Origin of the sequence: Kaistia hirudinis (assembly GCF_014196455.1) — a bacterium.
In the GTDB taxonomy this organism is placed as follows: Bacteria; Pseudomonadota; Alphaproteobacteria; order Rhizobiales; family Kaistiaceae; genus Kaistia; species Kaistia hirudinis.
Genome location: NZ_JACIDS010000005.1, coordinates 276,152 through 297,708, shown reverse-complemented (window position 1 = coordinate 297,708; position 21,557 = coordinate 276,152). Strand labels below are relative to the sequence as shown.

The following is a 21,557-nucleotide window of genomic DNA, read 5'->3' as shown; positions in this document are numbered from 1 at the left end:
ATCGTGGTTCAGGGCGCCCTCCGAACCACCGAGGATTCAGCGTATTGACCAGCATTTCCGCCGGCACAGCATCGGTTCCGCGGCGCCGCTCCGGCCTGCGTTTCACGGATCGGCGCAAGCTCTTCCTGTTCTGCCTGGCCGTCCCGGCGGTCGCCTATGTCATCGCCATCGCCGTCTATCCGCTGGCGCAGGGCATCGTCTATTCGTTCTACGACTATAATTTGCTGCGACGCGGCGGGCGCATGACGTTCGTCGGGCTGGAGAATTATCGCGAGCTGCTCACCGACGCGACCGGCCAGCGCGCCCTGATCAACACCTTCGCCTTCACCTTCGGCGCCGTCGTCTTCGAGTTCGTCCTGGGCCTCGGGCTGGCGCTGCTGCTGTGGCGCGACAGCCGCTTCAACCGGATCGCGCTCGCCTTCCTGCTCATTCCCGTGACGATCACCCCGCTGGTCGTCGGCCTTATCTTCCGCGCGCTGCTCGCCGTCGACTACGGCTATATCGGCTACTATCTCGCCGAATGGGGCATCACCGATCCGCGCGGCCTGTTCGCCGGCACATCGACGGCGCTGCCCACGCTGATCTTCATCGATATCTGGGAGTGGACGCCGCTCGTCGCGCTGATCCTGCTCGCGGGCCTCAAATCGCTGCCGGGCGATATTCTCGAGGCGGCGCTTGCCGATGGTGCGACGCCGGCGCAGCGCTTCCGGCTCGTCATCCTGCCGTTGCTGCTGCCGACCGTCTTTCTCGCGCTCGTGCTGCGCATGATGGATGCGTTCCGCGTGTTCGATTCGATCTTCGTCACGACGGGCGGCGGTCCGGCCGATGCGACCAATTCGATGATGGTCTATGGCGTGAAGCAGGGCCTGCAGTTCTTCAACATCGGCTACGCCTCCGCGATCGGCAATGTCACGATCCTCTGCATCGCGTTCATGGCCGCCGCTTTCGCCCTTCTGATCCGCCGGGCCGATGTGAGGGCCAACGAGACATGAGCGTCACGACCCTCGACAGCCGCCCGGCACGGGCACCCTCGCGCCGGCGCACGGCGCTGCAGCAGCGCGTGCTGCGCGAGCGCACCGCGCTCGTCATCATCCTCATCATCTACATGGTGCCGGTGCTGTGGCTGGTGGCGACCGCCTACAAGCCGCCCAAGGACATGTTCTCCTCGCCGCCGACCTTCATCTTCGAGCCGACGCTGCATAATTTCCGCCGCGTCTTCGAGGTGTTCGACGTCTGGTCGCTGCTGAAGTCGAGCATCATCATCTCGCTCGGCTCGGCGGTGCTATCGCTGCTGCTCGGCGTGCCGGCGGGCTATGCGCTCGCCCGCTCGCAGTCGCGCTATGCGATCGTCATCGCCTATTTCTTCCTCGCGATCCGCATCGTGCCGATCATCGCGACGCTGATCCCGTTCTATCTGATGATGCGCGACATCGGCCTGCTCGGGACCTGGTGGGCCGTCATTCTGGTGAACACGACGCTCAACTGCGCCTTCGTCACCTGGATGATGTTCTCCTATTTCCGCTCGCTGCCCAAGGACATGGAGGAGGCGGCGCTGACGGATGGCTGCACGCTCTGGGGCGCGTTCTGGCGCGTCGCGTTGCCCACCGTGATCCCCGGCATCATCGCCTCGGCGCTCTTCTGCGTCATGTTCTCGTGGAACGACTTCCTGGTGGCGATGTTCCTGACCAACACCGATTCGAAGCCGCTGTCGGTGGCGCTGCTCGCGGCCTTCGGCACGAAGGACATCACTTGGGGAACGCTGGGCGCGTTGGCCCATTTCTCCACCATCCCGATCATGCTGATGGCGCTGTTCCTCAACCGATACTTCATCCAGGGCGTGACCCGCGGCGTGAACTGAGGCCGGCGTCGGCTATCTCGGCAAGCAGAAGCAAAACGGCCAGTCCCTCGAGACTGGCCGTTTTCGTCCGTGCGCCCTGGATTCGCTCGCGTGCCTTTCAGCGCGTCGTGCGCTCCGCATAGGCCAGCGCCAGCATGAAGGCTGCGAAGACGGCCACGATGCAGACGGTGGCGATGAGATGGCCTCCCGACATTTCGAACTCCCCGATGATTCCTCGACATGGCGAATTTCCCGGGCGGGGCGAGGCGACGCCTTGATCGGGATCAATCGCGTCCCGCGTGCAGGCTGCGACATTGCGCTGCGCGTCCGGCGGGAAACCGGATCGTCATCTGCACGGCATAAGGATCGTGTGCCATATGATCCGTGTGCCGATTTATCGGCGGGCCCGAACCCGTATTGGAACAGGAACGATGACTGAGGAATTTGCAGGCAAGGTTGCGATCGTCACGGGCGCTGGCTCGGGCATCGGCGCGGCCGTCGCGAAGCTGCTGGTGGCCGGCGGCGCCAAGGTGGTGGTGGCTGATCTGAACGAGGAGCACGCGAAGAGCGTCGCTGCCGCGCTCGGCGATGCGGCCAAGCCGTTCACGCTCGATGTCGGCGATCCCGCTGCCGTCGAGGCGCTTGTTGCCTTCGCCGTCGACACCTTCGGTGCGCTGCATCTTGCCGTGAACAATGCCGGCATCGGCGGCGCGTCGGCGCCGACCGGCGAATATGCGATCGAGGATTGGCACAAGGTCATCCAGATCAATCTGAACAGCGTGTTCTACGGACTGCGCTACGAGATCCCCGCGATCCTGAAGTCGGGCGGCGGCGCCATCGTCAACATGGCGTCGATCCTCGGCACCAATGGCTTCGCCAACGCGCCCGCCTATGTCGCGGCCAAGCACGGCGTCGTCGGGCTGACCAAGAATGCGGCGGTGGAATATTCCGCGCAGGGCGTGCGCGTGAATTCGGTCGGGCCGGGCTTCATCCGCACGCCGCTCATCGATGAGGTGATCGAGGAGGACGAGGCGGAGCAGGCGCTGATCGCCAAGCATCCGATCGGCCGGCTGGGCCGCCCGGAGGAGGTGGCCGAACTGACGGTGTTCCTCCTGTCCGACCGCGCCTCGTTCATCACCGGCAGCTATCACCTTGTCGACGGCGCCTATAGCGCCGTCTGATCGCGCCGCTCGATCCGCGGCCGGGCTCAGTCCGGCTGCGGATTGCCGGTGGCGCCGAGCGTCAGGCCTGTCGCCTTATGGAAGGCGGCGCCATAGCTCGCCACCTTCGCATCCTGCCACGAAGGCGCGAGGAAGGTGACGCCCTGCGGCAGCCCGTCCGGGCGGAAACCGTTCGGCACGGCCATGCCGCAGAGGCCCATCAGATTGACGAAGTTCGTATAGATGCCGAGCTGCGCATTCAGTTTGATCGGATCGGCGAGGATCTCCGTTTTGCGGTAGATCGTCGGCGTCGTCGGCACGACCAGCACGTCGATATCGGCCCAGGTCGCGCGCGTGTCGCGCTTCAGCGCGGCGATGCGATGCATCGCGGCGAAGACGTCCTTGGCGCTGTAATCGCTGCTCGTCTCCAGGATCTGCAGCGTGACCGGATGGATCACGTCGCGATATTTTTCGACGACCGCGTCCATCGCGATCGCCCGCTCGGCGATGAACGGCCCGCCATAGAGCAGCTTCTGCGTCTCTTCGAACGGCGTGAAATCGACCTCGACGCGCGTGCCGCCCATGGCTTCGAGCCGGGCGATTGCCCCGGCGAACAGCTTGGCGGCCTCGTCGTCGCCGAAGAAGCGCAGCGCCGATCCGCCGGGAACGCCGAAGCGGAAGCGGGCGGGGAGGGCGCTGATCGTCAGATCGACCGTGTTGGCCTCAGGCTTGGAGAATTCATAGCTGACATCGTAGCCGCCCATGCGCCGCCCCACGGCGACAGCGTCGGCGGTGGTCAGCGCGAAGACGGTCATGGTCTCGGCGCTCTTCAGCGAGCCGCCGCCGGAGACCGAGGAATTGGAGATGAAGCCCGGCGTCGGCTTGAGCCCGACAATGTTGTTGAAGGCCGCCGGCACGCGGCCCGATCCCGCCGCGTCATTGGCGACCGAGAAGGAGCAGAGGCCCGCCGCGACCGAGACGCCCGAGCCGGAACTCGACCCGCCTGAGATGAAGTCCTCATGGAACACCGACGAGCAGGCGCCATAGGGCGTGCGCACGCCGACGAGGCCGACGCCGAACTGGTCCATATTGACCTTGCCGAGGCAGAGCGCGCCGGACTCGGCAAGGCGCTGCATCGCCTGTCCCGTGGTCTCCGGCACATAGGCCATCTCGGGCAGCGCGTTGGTCGTCGGCATCCCGGGGACGTCGTTGCAGTCCTTGACCGAATAGGGAATGCCCCACAGCGGATCGTCGGTCGGTCCGGCAGCCTCAAGCGCCGCGGCTTCGGAAAGGAGCTGCGCGCGCGGGGCCAGATAGATCCAGACGTGATCGTCGCCGCGCCGCGCGATGCGGTCATAGACGGCATCGACGACGGCGCTGGGCGTTAGCGCGCCGCTGCGATAGAGGCGGCCGAGGGTCTGGAGATCGAGCGAACCGGTTTCAGGGGACCAGGGGGATGTCATCATGGCTTCCGGGGGCTACTTCCTTCACCTCCCCCTGAGGGGGAGGTCGACGGCCGCAGGCCGGCGGGAGAGGATTGAGGGAACTCGCCGGAGGGGCCGTAAACCCTCTCCCGGCCCTTCGGGCCGACCTCCCCCTCAGGGAGAGGTGAAGAGATGCGAGATAGCTCGGCCGATCTCAGGCGATCGCGTCCCGCAGTACGGCGATCGTCGTGGTCGTGCCGAACAGGCCGGAGCCGAAGCGGGTGATGTTGAGGATCGTGTCCTTGGCGCCGGCGAGATCGGTGGTCGTGCCGTCCTCGAGCAGGAGGGATTCGAGCCCGACATCATTGGCCGCGCGCATGGTCGCGTGCACCGCGCCTTCGGTTCTGAGGCCTGCGAAGACGAGGTTGGCGATCTTGCGCTGCTCGATCAGGAAATTGAGGTCCGTGCCCAGAAAGGCATTGTCGCCGGCATGCTCGATCACGGGCTCGCCGTCGACCGGCGCGAGTTCGGGTACGATCTCCCAGCCCTCGCTGCCGCGCGGCAGGATGCGGTCGAGCGGCCGGGCCGCGTTGCGCGCGGCGAGCACGCGCGGCAGCCCGACATGCGGATCGAAGCCGCGCCGTCCATGGATCACGAAGCCGCCCGCGGCACGCCAGGCGGCGAGCAGCGGCGCGAGCGCCGCGACGGTGGCCTCGGCCTTGGTTTCGGCGACGGCTTCGCGCTGGAAATCGACGAGGAACAGCGCCGTGTCGGCAAGCGTCCAGGCGCCGGTATAGGGCCAGGCATAGGGGCGGGAGGCGACGGGCTGGAACGTCTTCATCATGCCGCCTCCGCGACCTTGGCGATCATAGCGTTGATCTCGTCAGCCGTGGACGAGGCGCCCCAGCGGCCGCCATGGGCCGCGATGACGGCGAGCATGCCTTCGTGATTGGTGTTCTCGACCGCCTGCGTCCCGTCGGTGACGAGGATGCAGTCATAGCCGAGGTCGGATGCGTCGCGCATCGTGGATTGGACGCAGCAGTCCGACGTGACGCCGGCGATGATGATCGCCTCGATGCCGCGAGCCCGCAGGACATTGTCGAATTCGGTCGCGTGGAACGAGCTCTTGCCCGGCTTGTCGACCACGATCTCGCCCGGCTCCGGATAGAGTTCCGGGATGATGTCATGCCCCGGCTCGCCCCGCGTCAGCGCGCGGCCGAGATTGCTTTCGTCGCCAATGCCGACGCCATGCGCGCGGCTGCGCCAGCGCTTGACCGGGTTCAGGTCGGTCAGATCCGGGCGATGCCCCTCGCGGGTATGGATGATCGTCATGCCGGCGGCGCGGGCCGCCTTGAGCAGGCGGGCGATCGGCTCGATGGGCTTGCGGGTGTTCGCGATGCTCTGACCGAGCCGGTCGATCCAGCCATTCGGTCCGCAGAAATCCGTCTGCATGTCGATCACCACCACGGCGGTGCGCGAAAGGTCCAGCGAGCCGGAAAGCGGCCAGGGGAGGGGCATGTCAGCCATCCAATCGTTGCTCATCCTCGGGACGAAGGGGCGTGCGGTACCAATCGACATCGTCGAGAAGGCCTTGGGCCATGTCGTCCAACTCCATGTGGTAGTGGTGCTCATGCGGATACGGGACGACGATTTCCCCCGCCCGATAGCCGAGCTCTCCGAGCCGCTCGCCGAAGCGCTCGGCATCGCCATAGGCATGCAGCAGATTGTGTCGATCCCAGACGATCGTCGTTGATGCCCTCGGGGCGTGTATCCACAGGTCGAAACGGCCGTCCTGGCGGAGGAACGCCGCGTATTTGTCGATGAAGTCGGCGACGGCCTCGTTCGAGAGTTCCGGGCTTTGGTATCGGCCGGCCTCGCCCTCTCCCCGTGGTGTGTGCAAGACGTAGAGCAGCAGGTGAGGCGGCTCCGATGCCAGGGCCAGAGCCCTGAAGATGGACGGATCTCCGTGGGGAATCGTGGCCGTGATCCGATCGCCCTTTTCGTTGATGCGGTAGACCGGCGGGTACACATGCTCGACCCAATCGCCGTCCACGCTATGGCCGAGCCTGAACATCACGGCAGCCCAATCTCCCGCCCAGCCTCTTTCATCAAGCGCCGGCGATCGCCTTTTCCGTCTTCGCGTCGAAGACGTGGATGCGGGCCGGGTCGACGGCGAGGCCGATGCGGCTGCCGTCCTTGATGCGCAGCGTGCCGTCGAGGACGGCGCGCAGGCGGGTGCGGGCGCTCGACATCTCGTCCTTGTCTTCCGGCAGGCCGGCGGCCACGACGGATGCGCCGTCGAGATCGACATGGACGAGGAGGTTGGCGCCGAGATCCTCGACGAAGGCGACATGGCCGCAGATGAGGCCCGGCTCGCCCGGCCGGTCCTCGGCGATGCGGAAGGCCTCCGGCCGGATGCCCGCGACGATGGCGTTGCCGACATTGGCGGCGAGCGCCGGCCGCGCCGCGAGGGCCGCCGCATCGATCGGCAGAACCAATTCGCCGAGCCTGTAGGCCAGCGCGTCACCGTCACCGGCGATATGGCCGGCGAGCAGGTTCATCGGCGGCGAGCCGATGAAGCCGGCGACGAAGAGATTGGCCGGGGCGTCATAGAGCGTGCGCGGGCCGGCGAGCTGCTGCAGCACGCCCTTGTTCATGACCGCGACGCGGTCGCCCATGGTCATCGCTTCGACCTGGTCATGCGTGACATAGACCGTCGTGACGCCTGTCATCTTCTGCAGCCGCGCAATTTCGGCGCGCATCTGGCCGCGCAGCCGCGCGTCGAGATTGGAGAGCGGCTCGTCCATCAGATAGGCCTTGGGCGAGCGCACGAGAGCACGGCCCATGGCGACGCGCTGGCGCTGGCCGCCCGAGAGCTTGCCGGGCTTGCGGCCGAGATATTCCGAAAGCTCCAGGAGCTCGGCGGTCTCCGCGACCTTCTTGCGGATCTTTTCCTTGTCCTCGCCGCGCACCTTGAGTCCGAAGGCGATGTTCTCGGCCACGGTCAGGTGCGGATAGAGCGCGTAGGACTGGAAGACCATCGCGATGTTGCGGTCGCGCGGCGCGAGATCGTTGGCCACCGTTCCGTCGATGATCAGGTCGCCGTCGGAGATCTCCTCGAGCCCCGCGATCATCCTGAGCGCCGTCGACTTGCCGCAGCCAGAGGGGCCGACCAGCACGAGGAACTCGCCATCCGCGATTTCGAGATCAAGCGCGTTCACGGCGAGCTGTCCGTCGTCGTAGCGCTTGGTAACTCCGTTGAAGACGATCGCGGCCATCGAGTCCCTTCGGCTCCATCGTTGAGAGGGGAGAAAGTGCCACGCCGCCGAATGCCCTGTCAAAGATCGGGCGTGCTTAAATTCTTCTCAGATTATCGCGATCTGATGGCCGATGATCGATTGTATGCAATTCAGCCTAGCCCAATTCGAACGTCCGCACCGCGGCGACGAGGGCGGCCACCTCGCTCTCCGATGTCGTTGGGCTGCTGGCCGAATGCGCGAAACCGAGCCGCACCGCCGCCTCGGCTTCGTCGCGCGCGCCGGTCCGGCAGGAGGCGTGGATCTCACGGGCGCCCGTCGCGGCGAGGATCTGAGTTGCGTTGCCCGCGCGAACACCGCCGCCAGGCATGAGCGAAATTCGCTCGCCGGCATGGCGGGCATAGTCGGCGAGGCGCGGGAGCGCTTCGGCCGCCGGACCCGCACCGCCGGCGGTGAGGATACGCTCGAAGCCGAGCGAGGCGGCGAGGTCGATCGCCTCCAGCGGATCGGGCGCCGCGTCGAAGGCGCGATGCAGCGTCGCGCCGAGCCCCGCGGCATGCGAGAGCAGATGGAACAGCGCCCCCGCGTCGAGGCGGCCGCGCGGCTCGCAGGCGCCGATGACGATGCCGACCAGGCCGGCGGCGCGCACCGCGTCGATGTCGCGGCGCATCTGGTCGAGTTCCGCGGGCGAATAGACGAAATCGCCGTCGCGCGGCCGGATCATCGCATAGACCGGGATCGGCGCCTTCGCCGCGATGCGCATCAGCCCCGGCGTCGGCGTCAGGCCGCCGAGCGACAGCGCCGCGCAGAGCTCGATGCGGCCGGCACCGCCGGCGATGGCGGCCGCGAGCCCGTCGGGCCCGTCGACGCAGATCTCGACCGTCACGCCCATGGCTCAGGCCTCCCTGAGCAGTTCGGCGGCGAGCATGGCGGCGCCGATCAGGCCGCTCGCGCCGCGTGTCGTCCCGGGGACGACGAGCGGGGCGTCATAGCGGGCCAGAACGCGCTCCCTCACGACGGCATCGATGCGCTCGATCAGCCGCGTTTCGGCGGAAAGGCCGCCGCCGACGGGGATCACGGCCGGACCGAGCGTGTTGACGATCATCGACAGCGGCGCGGTGAGCAGATCGACATAGGTCTCGATCGTGCGCGCGGCGGCGGCGTCGCCGGCATGCCAGGCGGCGGTGATCTCGTGGCGGGCCAGCTTGGTGCCCGAAAGGCCTTCGTGGATATATTCGAGACCACGCACCGAGCCATAGACATCGACGCAGCCGACCTGGCCGCAGCCGCAGGCGACGAGGGGAATGCCGCGCGCCCGCACAGCGTCGGCGAGGACGGGGCCGTGGCCCCATTCGCCGCTATAGCCGCGGGCGCCGCGCAGGATGCGGCCGTCGATAACCACGCCGCCGCCGACGCCCGTGCCGAGGATCACGGCGAAGACGACGGGCTGGTCGCGCCCGACGCCGGCCTTGGCCTCGGCGAGCGCGAAGCAATCGGCGTCATTGCCGACCCGTACCGGCAGGCCGAGATGGGCGGCGAGCTTGCGCTCGATCGGATGGCCGGTGATCGACGGGATATTGGCGGCGTTGGCGATGCCGGTCGCGGGATCGACCGTGCCGGCAATCGAGATGCCGATGGCGCTGGCGCCGCCGGCATTCTCCACGAGCGTTGCGATGGCACGCGCGAAATCGTCCCAGCCCGTGTGGGGCGTCGGCAGCGTGGCCCGCTCGCTGACCGCGCCGTCCGCCCCGACCCGCGCGGCCTCGATCTTGGAGCCGCCAATATCGAAGGCGAGGGTCGGGAGCGATCCGGTTGGGGACATGAGGGCCTCAGGCGAGCGGTTCGAAGGTCTGTCGTTCGCCTCCGATATAGACCGCTTCGGCCGAAAGGTCCTCGCCGAGAAGCACGAAATCGGCGCGCGCGCCGGGCGCGATGCGGCCATGCGTGCGGTCGATGCCCAGGAACTCCGCCGGATAGAGCGAGGCCATGCGTAGCGTCTCGTCGAGCGGCAGGCCGACGACATTGGTCATGAAGCGGAGCGCGCCGATCATGTCGAGATCGGAGCCGGCGAGCGTGCCGTCCTCCAGCGTCAGCTTGCCGCCGGCGCGCGTGATGACGCGGCCGTTGAGTTCGAACTCCGTCAGTGCGGAGCCGACCGTCGACATGGCGTCGGTCACCAGATAGATGCGGCCTGGCGCCCGCTTGGCGCGGAGTGCATTGGCGATCGCCGCCGGATGGACATGGAAGCCATCCGCGATGAGGCCGCACCAGCTGTCCGGGCCGTCCAGCGCCGCGCCGACGACGCCGGGCATGCGATGGCCCAGCTGGCTCATGGCATTGAAGAGATGCGTGACGCCGCGTGCGCCGGCCGCGAAGGCCGCAGACGCGGTCTCGTAGGAGGCATCGGAATGGCCGATCGCGACATGGACGCCGGCATGGGTCAGCCGGGCGATCTGCGCCGGCGGGACCATTTCGGCCGCGACGGTCGTCAGCACATGGTCGATGCCGGTCGTGGTGAGCCTCTCGATGTCGGCGTCGTTCATCGGCCGGATCAGCGCCGGATCATGCGCGCCCTTGCGGGCGATCGAGAGGTGCGGGCCTTCGATGTGGATGCCGAGGCAGCCAGGCACGCCGGCATCGATCGCGCCGCGCACGGCGTCGATCGCGGCCTGCGTCACGGCGGGCGTGTCGGTGATCAGCGTCGGCAGCAGGGCCGTCGTGCCGTAGCGCGCATGGGCGCGGCAGATCGTGCGCACGCCCTCGACGGTCGCGGCGCTGTTGAGCAGCGCGCCGCCGCCGCCATTCACCTGCAGGTCGACGAAGCCCGCGGTCAGCAGCCCGTCCGGGAGCTTGACGATGGTCGCGTCCTCCGGCAGTTCGCCCGGCTCGGCGAGCGCTGTGACGATGCCGTCCTCGACGAGAACGGCGGTATCGGTCAGGCGGCGATAGCCGTTGAAGACGGTGGCGCCCAGGAAGGCGGTCCGGCTGGTCATGATGGTGCGTCCTTGTTCCTGGCGGCTCAGACCGTTTCCGTCACCTTCTTGAGGCCCCGCGGCTTGTCGGGATTGTAGCCGCGCGCCACCGACACGCTCTCGACGAAGCGGTAGAAGGAGAGGGCGATCGCGATCGGGTCGGTCAGCGGATGGCCGGTCGGGGCGACGGGCAGGCGCGGGCCGGCGACCTCGGCGGTCGTGGCGGAAAAGATTGTGGCGCCGCGCGCGGTGAGCGCGGAGGCGGTGGCGGCGAGGCTCGGCGCGGCGGCATCCTCGGGGATGAAGGCGAGAAGCGGGAAGAACTCGTCGACCAGCGAGACCGGGCCGTGCTGCAGCTCCGCGCCGGAATGCGCCTCGGCATGCAGGATCGACGTCTCCTTGAACTTGAGCGCGGCTTCGAGCGCCATGGCGAAGCCGGGGCCGCGGCCGATCGTATAGAGCGACTTGGCGCCGACGAAGGTTTCGAGCGCCGGGCTCCAGTCGCAGGCGAGCGCCGCTTCCAGCCGGTCGGGCAGGGCGGCGAGCGCCGCCTTCAAACCGGAATCGCCGCGCCATTCGGCAAGCACCGCCAGGGTCGCGACGGCGGCGCCGATGAACGACTTGGTCGCGGCGACGCTCTTCTCCGGGCCGGCGCGCAGCGGCACGAAGATATCGGCCATGGCGGCGAGCGGCGCGTCCTCGACATTGACGAGCGATATCGTCGTCGCGCCGGCCTTCTTGGTCGCCTCGAACAGCGCCAGGAGATCGGGGCTCTTGCCGGACTGCGAGAGAGCGATCGCCGCCGCTCCGGAGAGGCGTAGCGGCGCATCATAGATCGAGGCCACGGACGGGCCGAGCGAGGCGACCGGCACACCGGCCGTGATCTCGCAGGCATATTTGAAGAAGGTCGCCGCGTGGTCCGACGAGCCGCGGGCGCAGGTCACGATCACGGACGGATCGCGGGCGCGGAGCGCGGCACCGGCGGCGGCGATCGCGTCGCGCGAATCCGTCAGCAGGCGGCGCACGGCCTCCGGGGTCTCGTCGATTTCGGCGCGCATCAGCGTCGTCATGGTCTCTGTCCTTCGTTCGGGCTCAGCCGGGTTTCAGCTCGGCGACGAAATCATAGGCGTCGCCGCGATAATGGGAGCGGGTGAATTCGACGACGCGGCCGTCGGCGAGGTGGGAGATGCGTTCGATCGCGAGGATCGCGGCGCCGGTGGGGATGCCGAGCAGGCGCGCGTCGCCCTCATCGGCATTCTCGGCATTGACGCGCTGGGTCGCGTGGACGGGCCTGAGGCCTGCCGCGGCGAGCGCGTCATAGAGCGAGCCCTCGACGATCGTCGGATCGGGCATGAGGCGGGCCGGCAGCAGCGAGCGCTCCACCGCCATCGGCTCGCCATTGGCGAGACGCAGGCGATTGAGCCGCGTGATCCGTTCCGTCGGCGAGAGACCGAGGATCATCGCCTCGGCCGAGGAGGGCATGCCGACCTGCCGCAGCAGCCAGCGCGCCGTCGGTTCCAGCCCGCGCGAGCGCATGTCCTCGCTGAAGGAAGAGAGGCGCGACAGCGGCAGCTCGAAGCGCTTGCCCTCGCCGGCGACGAAGGTGCCCGAGCCGTGACGCTGACGCAGCAGCCCTTCAGCGACGAGACCGCCGATCGCCTTGCGGACGGTGACGCGGGAGACGCCGAGCGTGCTGGCGAGTTCGCGCTCCGGCGGCAGGCTGGCATTGGGCGCGAGCCGGCCCGATTCGACCGCGTCCCGGATCATCGCCTGGAGGCGGACATAGAGCGGCCCGCCCTCTGCCGCAGCGAGGCGGTCGGATGTCAGGAGGATCTCGGTCATGGCCGGTCTGTCGATTTCCGGAGCAGCGCTGCCGCTTCACGTCGGTTCCGAGTTCAATACCAAATCGAGGCCACGGACAAGACCAATTCGACAATCGTCGCTGTTATTCTGGTCGTTCGACGTCATTTAAAATACCAATTTGCGATAGTGGTCTTATATCTGGCCAATGGTGCGGCGGGTCTTGCATCCGGTGGCTGGCGGATGCGAGTGTCGCGCGATCGTTCAAGGGACTTCCATGAAGAACATCGTCATCATCGGCGGCGGCCATGCCGGCGCCCAGGCGGCTGCCAGCCTGCGCGCGGACGGCTTCGACGGGCGCCTCGTGCTGGTCTCCTCGGAAAAGGAACTGCCCTATCACCGTCCGCCGCTGTCCAAGGCCTTCATCAAGGCGGATGAGGACGCGCTGCAGGAGCTGCGGCCGGCGCTGTTCTACGAGAAGAACGGCGTCGAGCTGATGCTCGGCCGGACGGTGCAGAAGATCGACCGCGCGGCGGGCAAGGTGGTGCTCGACGATGGCGAACTGCCCTTCGACGGCCTGGTGCTGGCGACCGGCGCGCGCGTGCGCATTCCGCCGGTGCCCGGCATCGATCTGGCCAATGTCTTCCTGCTGCGTACCGTCGAGGACGCCCGCCGCCTCAAGGAGCGCTTCGCCGCGGCGAAGGATGTCGTCGTGGTCGGTGGCGGCTTCATCGGGCTGGAACTCGCGGCCACTGCGCGCATCCTCGGCAAGACCGTGACGGTGTTGGAAGCCGCTCCGCGGCTGATGGGCCGCGTCGTCGCGCCGGCGATTTCGGCCCATTTCCTCGATCTGCATCGCGGCCTCGGCTCGGCGGTGCGCCTTGAGACGCCGGTTGCAGCGCTGATCGGCGAGAATGGCGCCGTCGTGGCCGTGGAGACGGCGAGCGGCGAGCGCATCCCGGCCGATACGGTGATCGTCGGCGTCGGCGTGGTGCCGAATGTCGAACTCGCCGCCGAAGCCGGGCTCGACGTCCTGAACGGCATCGTCGTCGACGAGGCCATGCGCACCTCCGATCCGCGCATCGTCGCGGCCGGCGACGCCGTCGCGTTCCATCATTGGGCGCTCGGCCGCCCGGTCCGGCTCGAAAGCGTGCAGAACGCCGTCGACCAGGCCAAGACGGCCAGCGCCACGCTGATGGGCAAGGCGGAGGCCTATCGCGCCGTGCCGTGGTTCTGGTCCGACCAGGGCGACGCCAAGCTCCAGATGGTCGGCCTCTCAATGGACGCCGACCGGGCCGTGACGCGCGGCGACCCGGGGAGCGGCAGCTTCTCCGTCTTCCATTATGCCGGTGACAGGCTGGTCGCGATCGACAGCGTCAACCGCGCTACCGATCACATGCTCGGCCGCCGCTGGCTCGCCGCCGGCTTCTCGCCGTCACCGGAAGCGGTGGCGGATGAGAGCGTCGATCTGAAGGGGCTGATGCCGAAGGGCTGAGACGATGAGCTTCGTTGGCGAGATCGATGAGCGGCTTGAGCCGATCCTGTACCTCATCGAGGAGGACTACGAGCGCGGCTTGGCTCAACTGAAGTTGCTGGCGGAGGAGGGACATCAATTGGCGATCGAGTCGCTGGGCTGTCATCTATCCTACGACGGCGACGATGATGCCGCGATGAAGTGGCTTCTGATGGCCAATGATTTCGGTAGCGCGGTAGCCGCCTGGAACCTGGCGATGATGGCCAATCAGCGCGGCGATCGACAGGACGTGAAGCGCTGGATCGATCGCTCGGCCGAACTTGGCGAGGCTGACGCTATCGATGTCCAGTCGCTCGCCTACGACGTCGAGGCTCATCTCGCCAAGGAGCGAGGGGAGGACATTTAGGGATCGTCCTCCATGCGCTCCCTCGCATCGCATGCGCCGCCGTGCCGTTCACATTGCCCCGCAGCATCCGTTCGACTAGAAGAGCGCCAACCCCCTTCCCATATTCGCTCCGCCCCGAAAGCGGGCGGCATCGGAGCAGTACATGGCGCGGCAGTTCATCTATTTCATGCAGGGCCTGACCAAGTCCTATCTTGGCGGCAAGAAGGTGCTGGAGAACATCAACCTCTCCTTCTACCCGGACGCGAAGATCGGCGTGCTCGGCCCGAACGGCTCGGGTAAGTCGACCCTGCTCAAGATCATGGCCGGCCTCGACAAGGAATTTACGGGCGAGGCCTGGGTCGCGCAGGGCGCGAATGTCGGCTACCTGCCGCAGGAGCCGCATCTCGATCCGACCAAGACCGTATTTGAGAACGTCATGCTCGGCGTCGCCAAGAAGACGGCGATTCTCGAGCGCTACAACGAACTGATGATGAACTACTCCGACGAGACCGCGGAGGAGGGCGCCAAGCTTCAGGACATCATCGACAGCCAGAATCTCTGGGATCTCGAATCGCAGGTCGAGATGGCGATGGAAGCGCTGCGCTGCCCGCCGAGCGACTCGCCGGTCGACAAGCTCTCCGGCGGTGAGCGCCGCCGCGTCGCGCTCTGCCGCCTGCTGCTCGAGCAGCCGGACCTGCTGCTCCTCGACGAGCCGACGAACCATCTCGACGCCGAGTCGATCAACTGGCTCGAGAAGCATCTGCGCGAATATCCGGGCGCGATCCTGATCGTCACCCACGATCGCTACTTCCTCGACAATGTCACCGGCTGGATCCTCGAACTCGATCGCGGCCGCGGCATTCCCTATGAGGGCAATTACTCGACCTATCTGGAGAAGAAGGCGAAGCGCATGGAGCAGGAGGGCCGCGAGGAGGCCACCCGCCAGCGCGCGCTGCAGCGTGAGCGCGAGTGGATCGCGGCTTCGCCCAAGGCCCGGCAGTCCAAGTCCAAGGCTCGTATCCGCGCCTATGACGAGCTGGTCGAGGCGTCGCAGGACAAGACGCTGTTCAACACGCAGATCGTCATTCCCGTTGGCGAGCGGCTCGGCGAGAAGGTCATCGACGTCGAAAACCTCACCAAGAGCTATGGCGATCGCGTGCTGATCGAGAATCTCTCGTTCAAGCTGCCGCCCGGCGGCATCGTCGGCGTGATCGGCCCGAACGGCGCCGGCAAGTCGACGCTGTTCCGCCTGATCACCGGCGAGGAGAAGCCCGATTCCGGCTCGATCTCGCTCGGCGACACCGTGCATCTCGGCTACGTCAATCAGGGCCGCGACGATCTCGCCGACAACAAGACCGTCTGGGAGGAAATCTCCGGCGGCGCCGAGGTGTTCTATCTCGGCAAGCGCGAGATGAACTCGCGCGCCTATTGCGGCGCGTTCAACTTCAAGGGCGGCGACCAGCAGCAGAAGGTGGGCTCGCTCTCGGGCGGCCAGCGCAACCGCGTGCACCTCGCCAAGCTGCTCAAGGATGCGAACAACGTCATCCTGCTCGACGAGCCGACCAACGACCTCGACACCGAGACGCTCTCGGCGCTGGAAGAGGCGCTGGAGGATTTCGCGGGCTGCGCGGTCATCATCAGCCACGACCGCATGTTCCTCGACCGCCTGGCGACGCATATCCTCGCCTTCGAGGGCGACAGCCATGTCGAGTGGTTCGAGGGCAACTTCCAGGACTATGAGGAAGACAAGAAGCGTCGCCTCGGTCCGGATGCGCTGAACCCGCACCGGATCAAGTACAAGCCGCTGACGCGCTGATGAAGGGGCGCGGGCTCGCCGCCCGCGCCGTTCTCACGTCGTATAGCTGATCGCGGCGTAATAGGCCTCGCCATAGCCCGCGATCAGATTGGCCTTGTCCTTGCCATTGATGATGGCGCGGGCGCCGACCCAGTCTGCCTTGTTGGGATTGAAATAGTCTGGCAGCTTCCTGGTGGTGAACCAGCCGCCGATCATGCCTTGGAAGAGGATCGGGCGGGCATATTCCGGCTTCATCGCATCGTCGGGATTGTTCACGAGTTCGGGATAGCCGATCTCGTTTCCTGCGCGGATGTAGTTGTTCTTCCACGTCAGCTGGACGAAGCCGCGGCCGCAATAGAGCGCGCCGTCACCGACCTTCGTATTGCCCATGCTCTTGGCGCGTTTCGGGTCCACGCCCGAAATGTCGTAGAGCCGCATGAAGCGCTCGCGCGTTCCGTATTCGTGGATCGGTTGCATCGTCCGATCGGTCTCGTGATGCGCCGTCGCAAGGGCATAGGCGAGCCAGCGGTCGTCGCGCGCGGCGTGGTGCTTTTCCCATTCATCAAGCAGGCCGGTCAGCCCGTTTACCTGCTTGGCGCTGAGCGATCCGCCGAAGTGCGTCAGCCGAACCTGCTTGAAGAAGAAGTCGCGGTTGATCATGTGCAGCCTCCCGTGGGGTGTAACCCAGGGGTGCATGCTACCATGAATTGATCTCATGGGTTGTATTTATCGGGGGCGTGCAACCAAAGGGCGTCCAAATGCGAACGAGCGATCCTTCGGCGCCGGCTATGCGTCGCCGATGGATCGCTCGTCGCCCCACCGGCTGGGCCGGTTTGGGCTTTGCCGTGCCCGGGGGGAGCGCGGCATCTCGAATTTGCAGCGGACGACCCCACCTGGGTCTAGGGGGGCAGGGGCAGGGCCGTCCGCTCTTCCTCAGCCACAAGTGGCCGAGGGTCTCGAAGGTCCCCTGCTGTCGCAGCGAAGACGCCGCGCCGGCAGGGGGCCGTAATTGTTCGGAAGCTCCGGCATTGGCCGACGACCGGGAGGTCCGTATCGATCGTCACCACGCTTCTCTTCCGTCCGTGACGCGGCGGGGTCATCCGCGTCATCAACTTGATTGGACCCTATTTCGTTCCGTCGCGTCCGTCTGTGACGCCGGTCACAGGCCGGCGATCCCGGCGCGGTGCTCGTGTGACGTGGGCTCTGTGCTCGACACTCGGTCGGGCGCCGCGCGCGGCGCGTTCAAGGCTGCGGCGGGCGTGAGCGAAGAAGTTCGAGCCGGCCGATGGGTCGGCGCGCTGGTGGTCCTGCCCGTCTTCGATCGACGGCGCGGTCGCCGCCAGGGCGCGCGCGGCTGCATGGAGCGCCGGCGGCGGGAAGGCGTCGAGAAGGACGGGCAATGCGCCCTGGCGTTCCTCGCGCTGGTGCTGCTCGCAGTCGGCGAGGAAGGTAGCCGCGAGGCGGCAGGTCTCGCGGATCGCCTTTTGCCGTGCGGCATCGGTCTCGATGTCGCGGAGACTGGCCAGTACGCGGCTGATGGCGCCGGCGCTGCGTTCGAGGCGCCCGTGCTGGCGGTCGAGCCGCTCCGCGAAGGCGGGCGCGCGAAGCCGCAGCATCGGGTGAAGGCAGGCTGCCTCGCTGCTGCCTTGCGCCTCGACCAGCTCGATCACGGTCGTCCAGGCGCACGCCAGCGCCGGCACCGATTCAGCCTCCGCAGAGGCCGTTTCGAGTCGGTCGACGAAGCGGGCAAGTGCAATGCGCAGCGCCCGTTGTCCGGGGCCATAGAGATCGGGGGTGATCCAGATCACGACACCCTCCTGTCATTGTGTTCGGCGAAGCTAGTGCCGGGCCTTCTCGGGGGATATGACGTCGGTCACAGTCGCGGCCGCGTCTTCGCGGGAGCCGGCGGACCGGACTCTTTCTCCCGCGCCAAGCAGAGCCGCAAGCGGAGCAGGGTGTCGTCGATGAGCGCGATTGCGTGGTCAGCCGGACAATATGTGAAGTTCGAGGATGAGCGGACGCGCCCGGTGCGCGATCTGATCGCGCATATCCCGCTCGCCAGCCCGGCGCGAATCGCCGATCTCGGCTGCGGGCCCGGCAATTCGACCGAGCTTCTGGTCGAGCGCTGGCCCGGCGCGGAGGTGGTGGGCCTCGATTCCGCTCCCGACATGCTGCGCGCGGCCCGCGAACGCCTGCCGGCGGTCAACTTCGAAGAGGCGGATCTGACCGTCTGGACGCCGGCGGAGCCGTTCGACCTGCTCTTCGCCAATGCGGTCTTCCAATGGGTGCCGGATCATCTCGCCGTGCTGCAGCGCCTGTTCGCGGCACTGCCCGCCGGCGGCGTCCTCGCCGTGCAGATGCCCGACAATCTATCGGAACCCACCCACCGCCTCATGGAGAGCGTCGCGCAGGACGCGGCCTTTGCCGATGAATTCGCCGGCCGCTCGCTGCGTCGGCCCGCGCTTCCCGCGCCGCGCGACTATTATGATGCGTTCGCGCCGAACGCGGCCGGGATCGATATCTGGCACACGATCTACAACCATCCGCTTCAGGATGCGGAGGCGATCGTCGAATGGGTCAAGGGCACCGGCCTCAGGCCTTATCTCGGCGCTCTGCCGGGGGCGCGGCGCGCTGCCTATCTCGATGCCTATCGCGCGGCCATCGCCGCAGCCTATCCGCCGCTCGCCGACGGCAAGGTGCTGCTGCGCTTTCCGCGCCTCTTCCTGGTGGCGATCCGAGCCTGAAGCGTTTCAGTCTTCGGCGGGCCGTGCCGGCAGGCGCGCCAGAAGCGCGAGGCCGTGCCGGTCTATCAGCTCGACCGGGCGGCGCTCGGCCCGGCGGATCGCCGCCAGATCGAACGTTCCGTCACTGACCAGAATGCCCCGGACCGCGCCCTCCGTGGCGATGGCATCCAGAAAGGCGGAAACGGACGCCTCGTTGGCCGCCGCGTCCGGCACCGCGCCCAATATGACCTTGCCGCCGACCAGCGGGTGATCGTCGAACGCGACGAGACGGAGCGCGTCGCCCGCATCGATCGAACGGACCGCATCGAAGCCGAGATCGGCCGCGAGGCGTTCCAGTGCCAGGCGGAAAGGCGCCGGATCCTGCAGGTCGATCCGCGGCAGGTCCCGCGTGGACCGTGCCGGCATGGTCACGATCGGCGACACGGCCGGGCTTTCGTCGGTCGGCCGGGCGATCACGCCGCCGAGCGCGCGGACCGTGGCCTTCGCATCGACCTTGGAGAGATCGAGATGCGTGAAGGCGGCGGTGGTCGCGCGCAGCGAGACGACGCAGAGCGGTGGTCCGCTGCCCTCCCATGACCGGCGCGCGATCAGGCCGTTGAAGCCGATCACAGAGACGGGCAGGCCGACAACGGCGCCGCAGAGCTCGTGCATGGTGCGCAGCGCCGTCATGGCGATGACGTCGTGATAGATGAATTTGCGGTCGAGACCGCGGATCGGCACCGGGACGATCTGGTTGCTCGACTGGATGTATTGGACATCCGTGTCGAGCGGCAGGATCGCGATGTCGGGCAGCATCATCTCGACGGTCAGCACGCCGCTCGCCCGGTCGAAGGCGATGTCGAAATCGCGCGGAAAGCCGGGCGGATAGACGGAGCGTTCCAACGTGAGGGCGGCATAGGCGGCGATCGCCTCCGGATCGCCGTCGACGATGGCCTGGCCCATGGCCTCGATCTCGCGCGCCCGCCAGAGCTGCTTCAGGCGGAACGCCTCGTGGTCGCTCTCCTGCGCCACCTCCCACGCCGTGAGCCGCTCGAGCCGGCGCCGTTCCTGTTCGGCCCATTGCGCTTGCGCCGCGAGGCGCGCGAGGCGGGCCGCCTCGTCCTCGGCCGGGTTCGTCCGTGGCCGGCTCCTGTGCACCAGCGTGGCGAGCCCCCAGGCGCGCTCATCCCGCGCGCCGACGGGGTCTTGTGCGGGGCGCGGTTCCGGATGGGCGAGCTCGGGCGGCGGCGGCATCTCGGGCGGCGGCTCGGTCAGGCGGAGATCGTCGAGGAAGAAGGTGCAGCGGTTCGCGAGGCCGTCGGCGAGCAGCGATTGCGCCGCGCGCCAGCGTTCGCGGATCTCCGCGGCCCGCTCGCCGGCCTCGTGCTGCTTTTCGCGGAGAAAGAGTTCCTTCTCGCTGCGGGAATCCTCCGGGCGGCGGAAGCCGGGCCGGATCGCCGCGCGCAAGGCTTCCCGTTCCGCCTTGAGCGCAAGGCGAAGCTCGACAGCCTGCAGGCGGCGGGTCTCGGCGGCTTCCTCGCGGGCCGCCTCCTCGGCGAGCCTTTGGCCCCGCGCCGCCTGCCGCGCCATGGCCAATCCGATGCTCCCGAGCCTTCGATCGTGCGGCAACGCCCCCTCCGGTCGCCTGCGACGAAACCGCTAACGCGTCATAGTAGATGAGTTCGCCCGATTCGCATCGCCCATCACCGGGCCTGGCTTCGTCAGGATGCGGATCGCGTCTCGCCGATGGCGGCGACGAGCATGTCGCCGAACGCATCGAAATCGTGCCGGCGGGGCGAGGAGGAGCGCCAGACGAGCCCGATCTCGCGCGAGGGCTCGGGCGCCGCGAATCGCGTCAGCGCGATGCGCGCGTCGCGCGCCTCCACCTCGACGCACATTTCGGGCAGCAGCGTCACGCCATAGCCGTTGGCGACCATCTGCATGATCGTCGAAAGGCTCGCCGCGCCGAAGCCGTTCATCCGCTCGGTGCGCGCAATGCCGCAATAGCGCAGCGCCTGGTCGCGCAGGCAGTGGCCATCCTCGAGCAGAAGCAGCCGCTCGGGCTCGATCTGGTCGGGCGTCGCGAGACGGGTCTCGTCGACCGCCGCGCCGGCGCGCGAGGCGAGGAGAAAGCGATCCTCGAACAGCTTGCGGCTGTCGAGGCCCGGCTCGCCCGTCGGCAGCGCCATCAGGACCAGGTCCAGTTGTCCCTGCAGCAGTTCGTCGACGAGCTGGTCGGTCCGCGTCTCCCGTAGCTGCAGTTCGAGCGTCGGATAAGTCTGCTGCACGCGCGGCAGGACGCGGGGCAGCACATAGGGCGCTACGGAGGGGATGACCCCGAGCTTCAGCATGCCCGACAGGACGGAGGCACCATGGCGCGCGAAGTCCGTGAGGTCGCGCACATCGCCAAGGATCTTGAGGCCGCGGCGGGCGATCTCCGTGCCCTTCGCCGTCAGCGCGACTCGGCGTGCGCCGCGCTCGACCAGCGGCAGGCCCAAGATCGCCTCCATCTCGCGAATCTGCTGCGAGAGCGCGGGCTGGGATATGCCGCATTCGTCGGCGGCGCGGCCGAAATGCAGGTGCCGGGCGACGGCTTCGAAATAGCGGAGCTGACGAAGGGTGATCACGGCGCGAGAATGGTTTCCTGCGGTTTGGTCGATCCCGATAGGTAGGACTTATCGTCCTAACCCTTCAATATGATTGGAACCGATCTAAGGCACATGGCATGTT

Annotated in this window: 21 protein-coding genes; 7 read left to right on the top strand and 14 right to left on the bottom strand. The window is 67.5% G+C overall.

All coding sequences use genetic code 11. From position 1 onward, the window contains the following. The first annotated feature begins 44 nt into the window (after positions 1-44). The 3 genes from GGR25_RS19985 (at position 45) to GGR25_RS19975 (ending at position 3,018) form a co-directional block, all read left to right on the top strand. Positions 45-992: a carbohydrate ABC transporter permease gene (locus tag GGR25_RS19985; RefSeq protein WP_183400633.1), complete on the top strand. Its 948-nt coding sequence runs from the start codon at positions 45-47 to the stop codon at positions 990-992. A 113-nt stretch (positions 993-1,105) separates the two neighbouring features. Then, a complete protein-coding gene (locus tag GGR25_RS19980) occupies positions 1,106-1,858 on the top strand; it encodes a carbohydrate ABC transporter permease (protein WP_246410126.1) in 753 nt (250 codons plus the stop codon). Between the two features lie 410 nt (positions 1,859-2,268). Beyond that, positions 2,269-3,018: an SDR family NAD(P)-dependent oxidoreductase gene (locus tag GGR25_RS19975; RefSeq protein ID WP_183400631.1), complete on the top strand. Its 750-nt coding sequence runs from the start codon at positions 2,269-2,271 to the stop codon at positions 3,016-3,018. A 26-nt stretch (positions 3,019-3,044) separates the two neighbouring features. On the opposite strand, the gene GGR25_RS19970 is transcribed toward GGR25_RS19975, so the two are convergent. The 10 genes from GGR25_RS19970 to GGR25_RS19925 all read right to left on the bottom strand — a co-directional run bounded on the left by GGR25_RS19970 (position 3,045) and on the right by GGR25_RS19925 (position 12,492). Continuing rightward, positions 3,045-4,460 carry an allophanate hydrolase gene (locus GGR25_RS19970; protein WP_246410067.1) on the bottom strand — a complete coding sequence of 472 codons (1,416 nt, stop codon included), beginning with the start codon at positions 4,458-4,460 and terminating at the stop codon, positions 3,045-3,047. A gap of 175 nt (positions 4,461-4,635) precedes the next feature. Further along, positions 4,636-5,265, bottom strand: a complete 630-nt coding sequence (locus GGR25_RS19965; RefSeq protein ID WP_183400627.1) for an isochorismatase family protein — start codon at positions 5,263-5,265, stop codon at positions 4,636-4,638. After that, on the bottom strand, positions 5,262-5,963 hold the full coding sequence (locus tag GGR25_RS19960; RefSeq protein WP_183400626.1) for a cysteine hydrolase family protein: 702 nt from the start codon (positions 5,961-5,963) through the stop codon (positions 5,262-5,264). Before GGR25_RS19960 ends, GGR25_RS19965 begins: the two co-directional genes overlap by 4 nt. Then, positions 5,941-6,498, bottom strand: a complete 558-nt coding sequence (locus GGR25_RS19955; protein WP_183400624.1) for a hypothetical protein — start codon at positions 6,496-6,498, stop codon at positions 5,941-5,943. The genes GGR25_RS19960 and GGR25_RS19955 overlap by 23 nt, the downstream gene beginning before the upstream one ends. Positions 6,499-6,529: 31 nt before the next feature. Further along, positions 6,530-7,699 carry an ABC transporter ATP-binding protein gene (locus GGR25_RS19950; protein WP_183400623.1) on the bottom strand — a complete coding sequence of 390 codons (1,170 nt, stop codon included), beginning with the start codon at positions 7,697-7,699 and terminating at the stop codon, positions 6,530-6,532. 136 nt (positions 7,700-7,835) lie between these two features. Then, a complete protein-coding gene (locus GGR25_RS19945; protein ID WP_183400622.1) occupies positions 7,836-8,570 on the bottom strand; it encodes a copper homeostasis protein CutC in 735 nt (244 codons plus the stop codon). 3 nt (positions 8,571-8,573) lie between these two features. After that, the gene (locus GGR25_RS19940; RefSeq protein WP_183400620.1) at positions 8,574-9,500 is read right to left on the bottom strand and encodes an ROK family protein; all 927 of its coding nucleotides are present in this window, start codon (positions 9,498-9,500) and stop codon (positions 8,574-8,576) included. 7 nt (positions 9,501-9,507) lie between these two features. Further along, a complete protein-coding gene (gene nagA, locus GGR25_RS19935) occupies positions 9,508-10,671 on the bottom strand; it encodes an N-acetylglucosamine-6-phosphate deacetylase (RefSeq protein WP_183400619.1) in 1,164 nt (387 codons plus the stop codon). A 26-nt stretch (positions 10,672-10,697) separates the two neighbouring features. Next, positions 10,698-11,720 carry an SIS domain-containing protein gene (locus GGR25_RS19930; protein WP_183400618.1) on the bottom strand — a complete coding sequence of 341 codons (1,023 nt, stop codon included), beginning with the start codon at positions 11,718-11,720 and terminating at the stop codon, positions 10,698-10,700. 22 nt (positions 11,721-11,742) lie between these two features. Next, complete coding sequence (locus tag GGR25_RS19925) at positions 11,743-12,492, bottom strand: GntR family transcriptional regulator (protein ID WP_183400617.1); 750 nt, start codon at positions 12,490-12,492, stop codon at positions 11,743-11,745. Between the two features lie 235 nt (positions 12,493-12,727). Between GGR25_RS19925 and GGR25_RS19920 the strand changes: the two genes are divergently transcribed. From GGR25_RS19920 to ettA, 3 genes are all read left to right on the top strand, one after another. Next, complete coding sequence (locus GGR25_RS19920) at positions 12,728-13,945, top strand: NAD(P)/FAD-dependent oxidoreductase (RefSeq protein WP_183400616.1); 1,218 nt, start codon at positions 12,728-12,730, stop codon at positions 13,943-13,945. Positions 13,946-13,949: 4 nt separating this feature from the next. Then, entirely contained in the window at positions 13,950-14,330 is a 381-nt protein-coding gene (locus tag GGR25_RS19915) for an SEL1-like repeat protein (RefSeq protein WP_183400615.1), read from the top strand. 142 nt (positions 14,331-14,472) lie between these two features. After that, entirely contained in the window at positions 14,473-16,125 is a 1,653-nt protein-coding gene (ettA, locus tag GGR25_RS19910; RefSeq protein WP_183400613.1) for an energy-dependent translational throttle protein EttA, read from the top strand. 33 nt (positions 16,126-16,158) lie between these two features. Here ettA and GGR25_RS19905 read toward each other — a convergent pair whose 3' ends face one another. Beyond that, the gene (locus tag GGR25_RS19905; RefSeq protein WP_183400612.1) at positions 16,159-16,764 is read right to left on the bottom strand and encodes a glycoside hydrolase family 19 protein; all 606 of its coding nucleotides are present in this window, start codon (positions 16,762-16,764) and stop codon (positions 16,159-16,161) included. A 464-nt stretch (positions 16,765-17,228) separates the two neighbouring features. Beyond that, positions 17,229-17,912: a hemerythrin domain-containing protein gene (locus GGR25_RS19900; protein WP_183400611.1), complete on the bottom strand. Its 684-nt coding sequence runs from the start codon at positions 17,910-17,912 to the stop codon at positions 17,229-17,231. Positions 17,913-18,068: 156 nt separating this feature from the next. On the opposite strand from GGR25_RS19900, the gene tam reads away from it, so the two are divergent. Further along, complete coding sequence (tam, locus tag GGR25_RS19895; RefSeq protein WP_183400610.1) at positions 18,069-18,848, top strand: trans-aconitate 2-methyltransferase; 780 nt, start codon at positions 18,069-18,071, stop codon at positions 18,846-18,848. Between the two features lie 6 nt (positions 18,849-18,854). On the opposite strand, the gene GGR25_RS19890 is transcribed toward tam, so the two are convergent. Next, entirely contained in the window at positions 18,855-20,417 is a 1,563-nt protein-coding gene (locus GGR25_RS19890; RefSeq protein WP_246410123.1) for a restriction endonuclease, read from the bottom strand. Between the two features lie 131 nt (positions 20,418-20,548). Then, positions 20,549-21,454 carry a LysR substrate-binding domain-containing protein gene (locus GGR25_RS19885; protein ID WP_183400607.1) on the bottom strand — a complete coding sequence of 302 codons (906 nt, stop codon included), beginning with the start codon at positions 21,452-21,454 and terminating at the stop codon, positions 20,549-20,551. Between the last annotated feature and the right edge of the window lie 103 nt (positions 21,455-21,557).

Coding starts and splice junctions, on each gene's coding strand:
- GGR25_RS19980 (WP_246410126.1), top strand. CDS start 1,106: ATGGTGCCGGTGCTGTGGCTGGTGGCGACCGCCTACAAGCCGCCCAAG.
- GGR25_RS19975 (WP_183400631.1), top strand. CDS start 2,269: ATGACTGAGGAATTTGCAGGCAAGGTTGCGATCGTCACGGGCGCTGGC.
- GGR25_RS19970 (WP_246410067.1), bottom strand. CDS start 4,460: ATGACATCCCCCTGGTCCCCTGAAACCGGTTCGCTCGATCTCCAGACC.
- GGR25_RS19965 (WP_183400627.1), bottom strand. CDS start 5,265: ATGATGAAGACGTTCCAGCCCGTCGCCTCCCGCCCCTATGCCTGGCCC.
- GGR25_RS19960 (WP_183400626.1), bottom strand. CDS start 5,963: ATGAGCAACGATTGGATGGCTGACATGCCCCTCCCCTGGCCGCTTTCC.
- GGR25_RS19950 (WP_183400623.1), bottom strand. CDS start 7,699: ATGGCCGCGATCGTCTTCAACGGAGTTACCAAGCGCTACGACGACGGA.
- GGR25_RS19945 (WP_183400622.1), bottom strand. CDS start 8,570: ATGGGCGTGACGGTCGAGATCTGCGTCGACGGGCCCGACGGGCTCGCG.
- GGR25_RS19940 (WP_183400620.1), bottom strand. CDS start 9,500: ATGTCCCCAACCGGATCGCTCCCGACCCTCGCCTTCGATATTGGCGGC.
- nagA (WP_183400619.1), bottom strand. CDS start 10,671: ATGACCAGCCGGACCGCCTTCCTGGGCGCCACCGTCTTCAACGGCTAT.
- GGR25_RS19930 (WP_183400618.1), bottom strand. CDS start 11,720: ATGACGACGCTGATGCGCGCCGAAATCGACGAGACCCCGGAGGCCGTG.
- GGR25_RS19925 (WP_183400617.1), bottom strand. CDS start 12,492: ATGACCGAGATCCTCCTGACATCCGACCGCCTCGCTGCGGCAGAGGGC.
- GGR25_RS19920 (WP_183400616.1), top strand. CDS start 12,728: ATGAAGAACATCGTCATCATCGGCGGCGGCCATGCCGGCGCCCAGGCG.
- GGR25_RS19915 (WP_183400615.1), top strand. CDS start 13,950: ATGAGCTTCGTTGGCGAGATCGATGAGCGGCTTGAGCCGATCCTGTAC.
- ettA (WP_183400613.1), top strand. CDS start 14,473: ATGGCGCGGCAGTTCATCTATTTCATGCAGGGCCTGACCAAGTCCTAT.
- GGR25_RS19905 (WP_183400612.1), bottom strand. CDS start 16,764: ATGATCAACCGCGACTTCTTCTTCAAGCAGGTTCGGCTGACGCACTTC.
- tam (WP_183400610.1), top strand. CDS start 18,069: ATGAGCGCGATTGCGTGGTCAGCCGGACAATATGTGAAGTTCGAGGAT.
- GGR25_RS19890 (WP_246410123.1), bottom strand. CDS start 20,417: ATGGCGCGGCAGGCGGCGCGGGGCCAAAGGCTCGCCGAGGAGGCGGCC.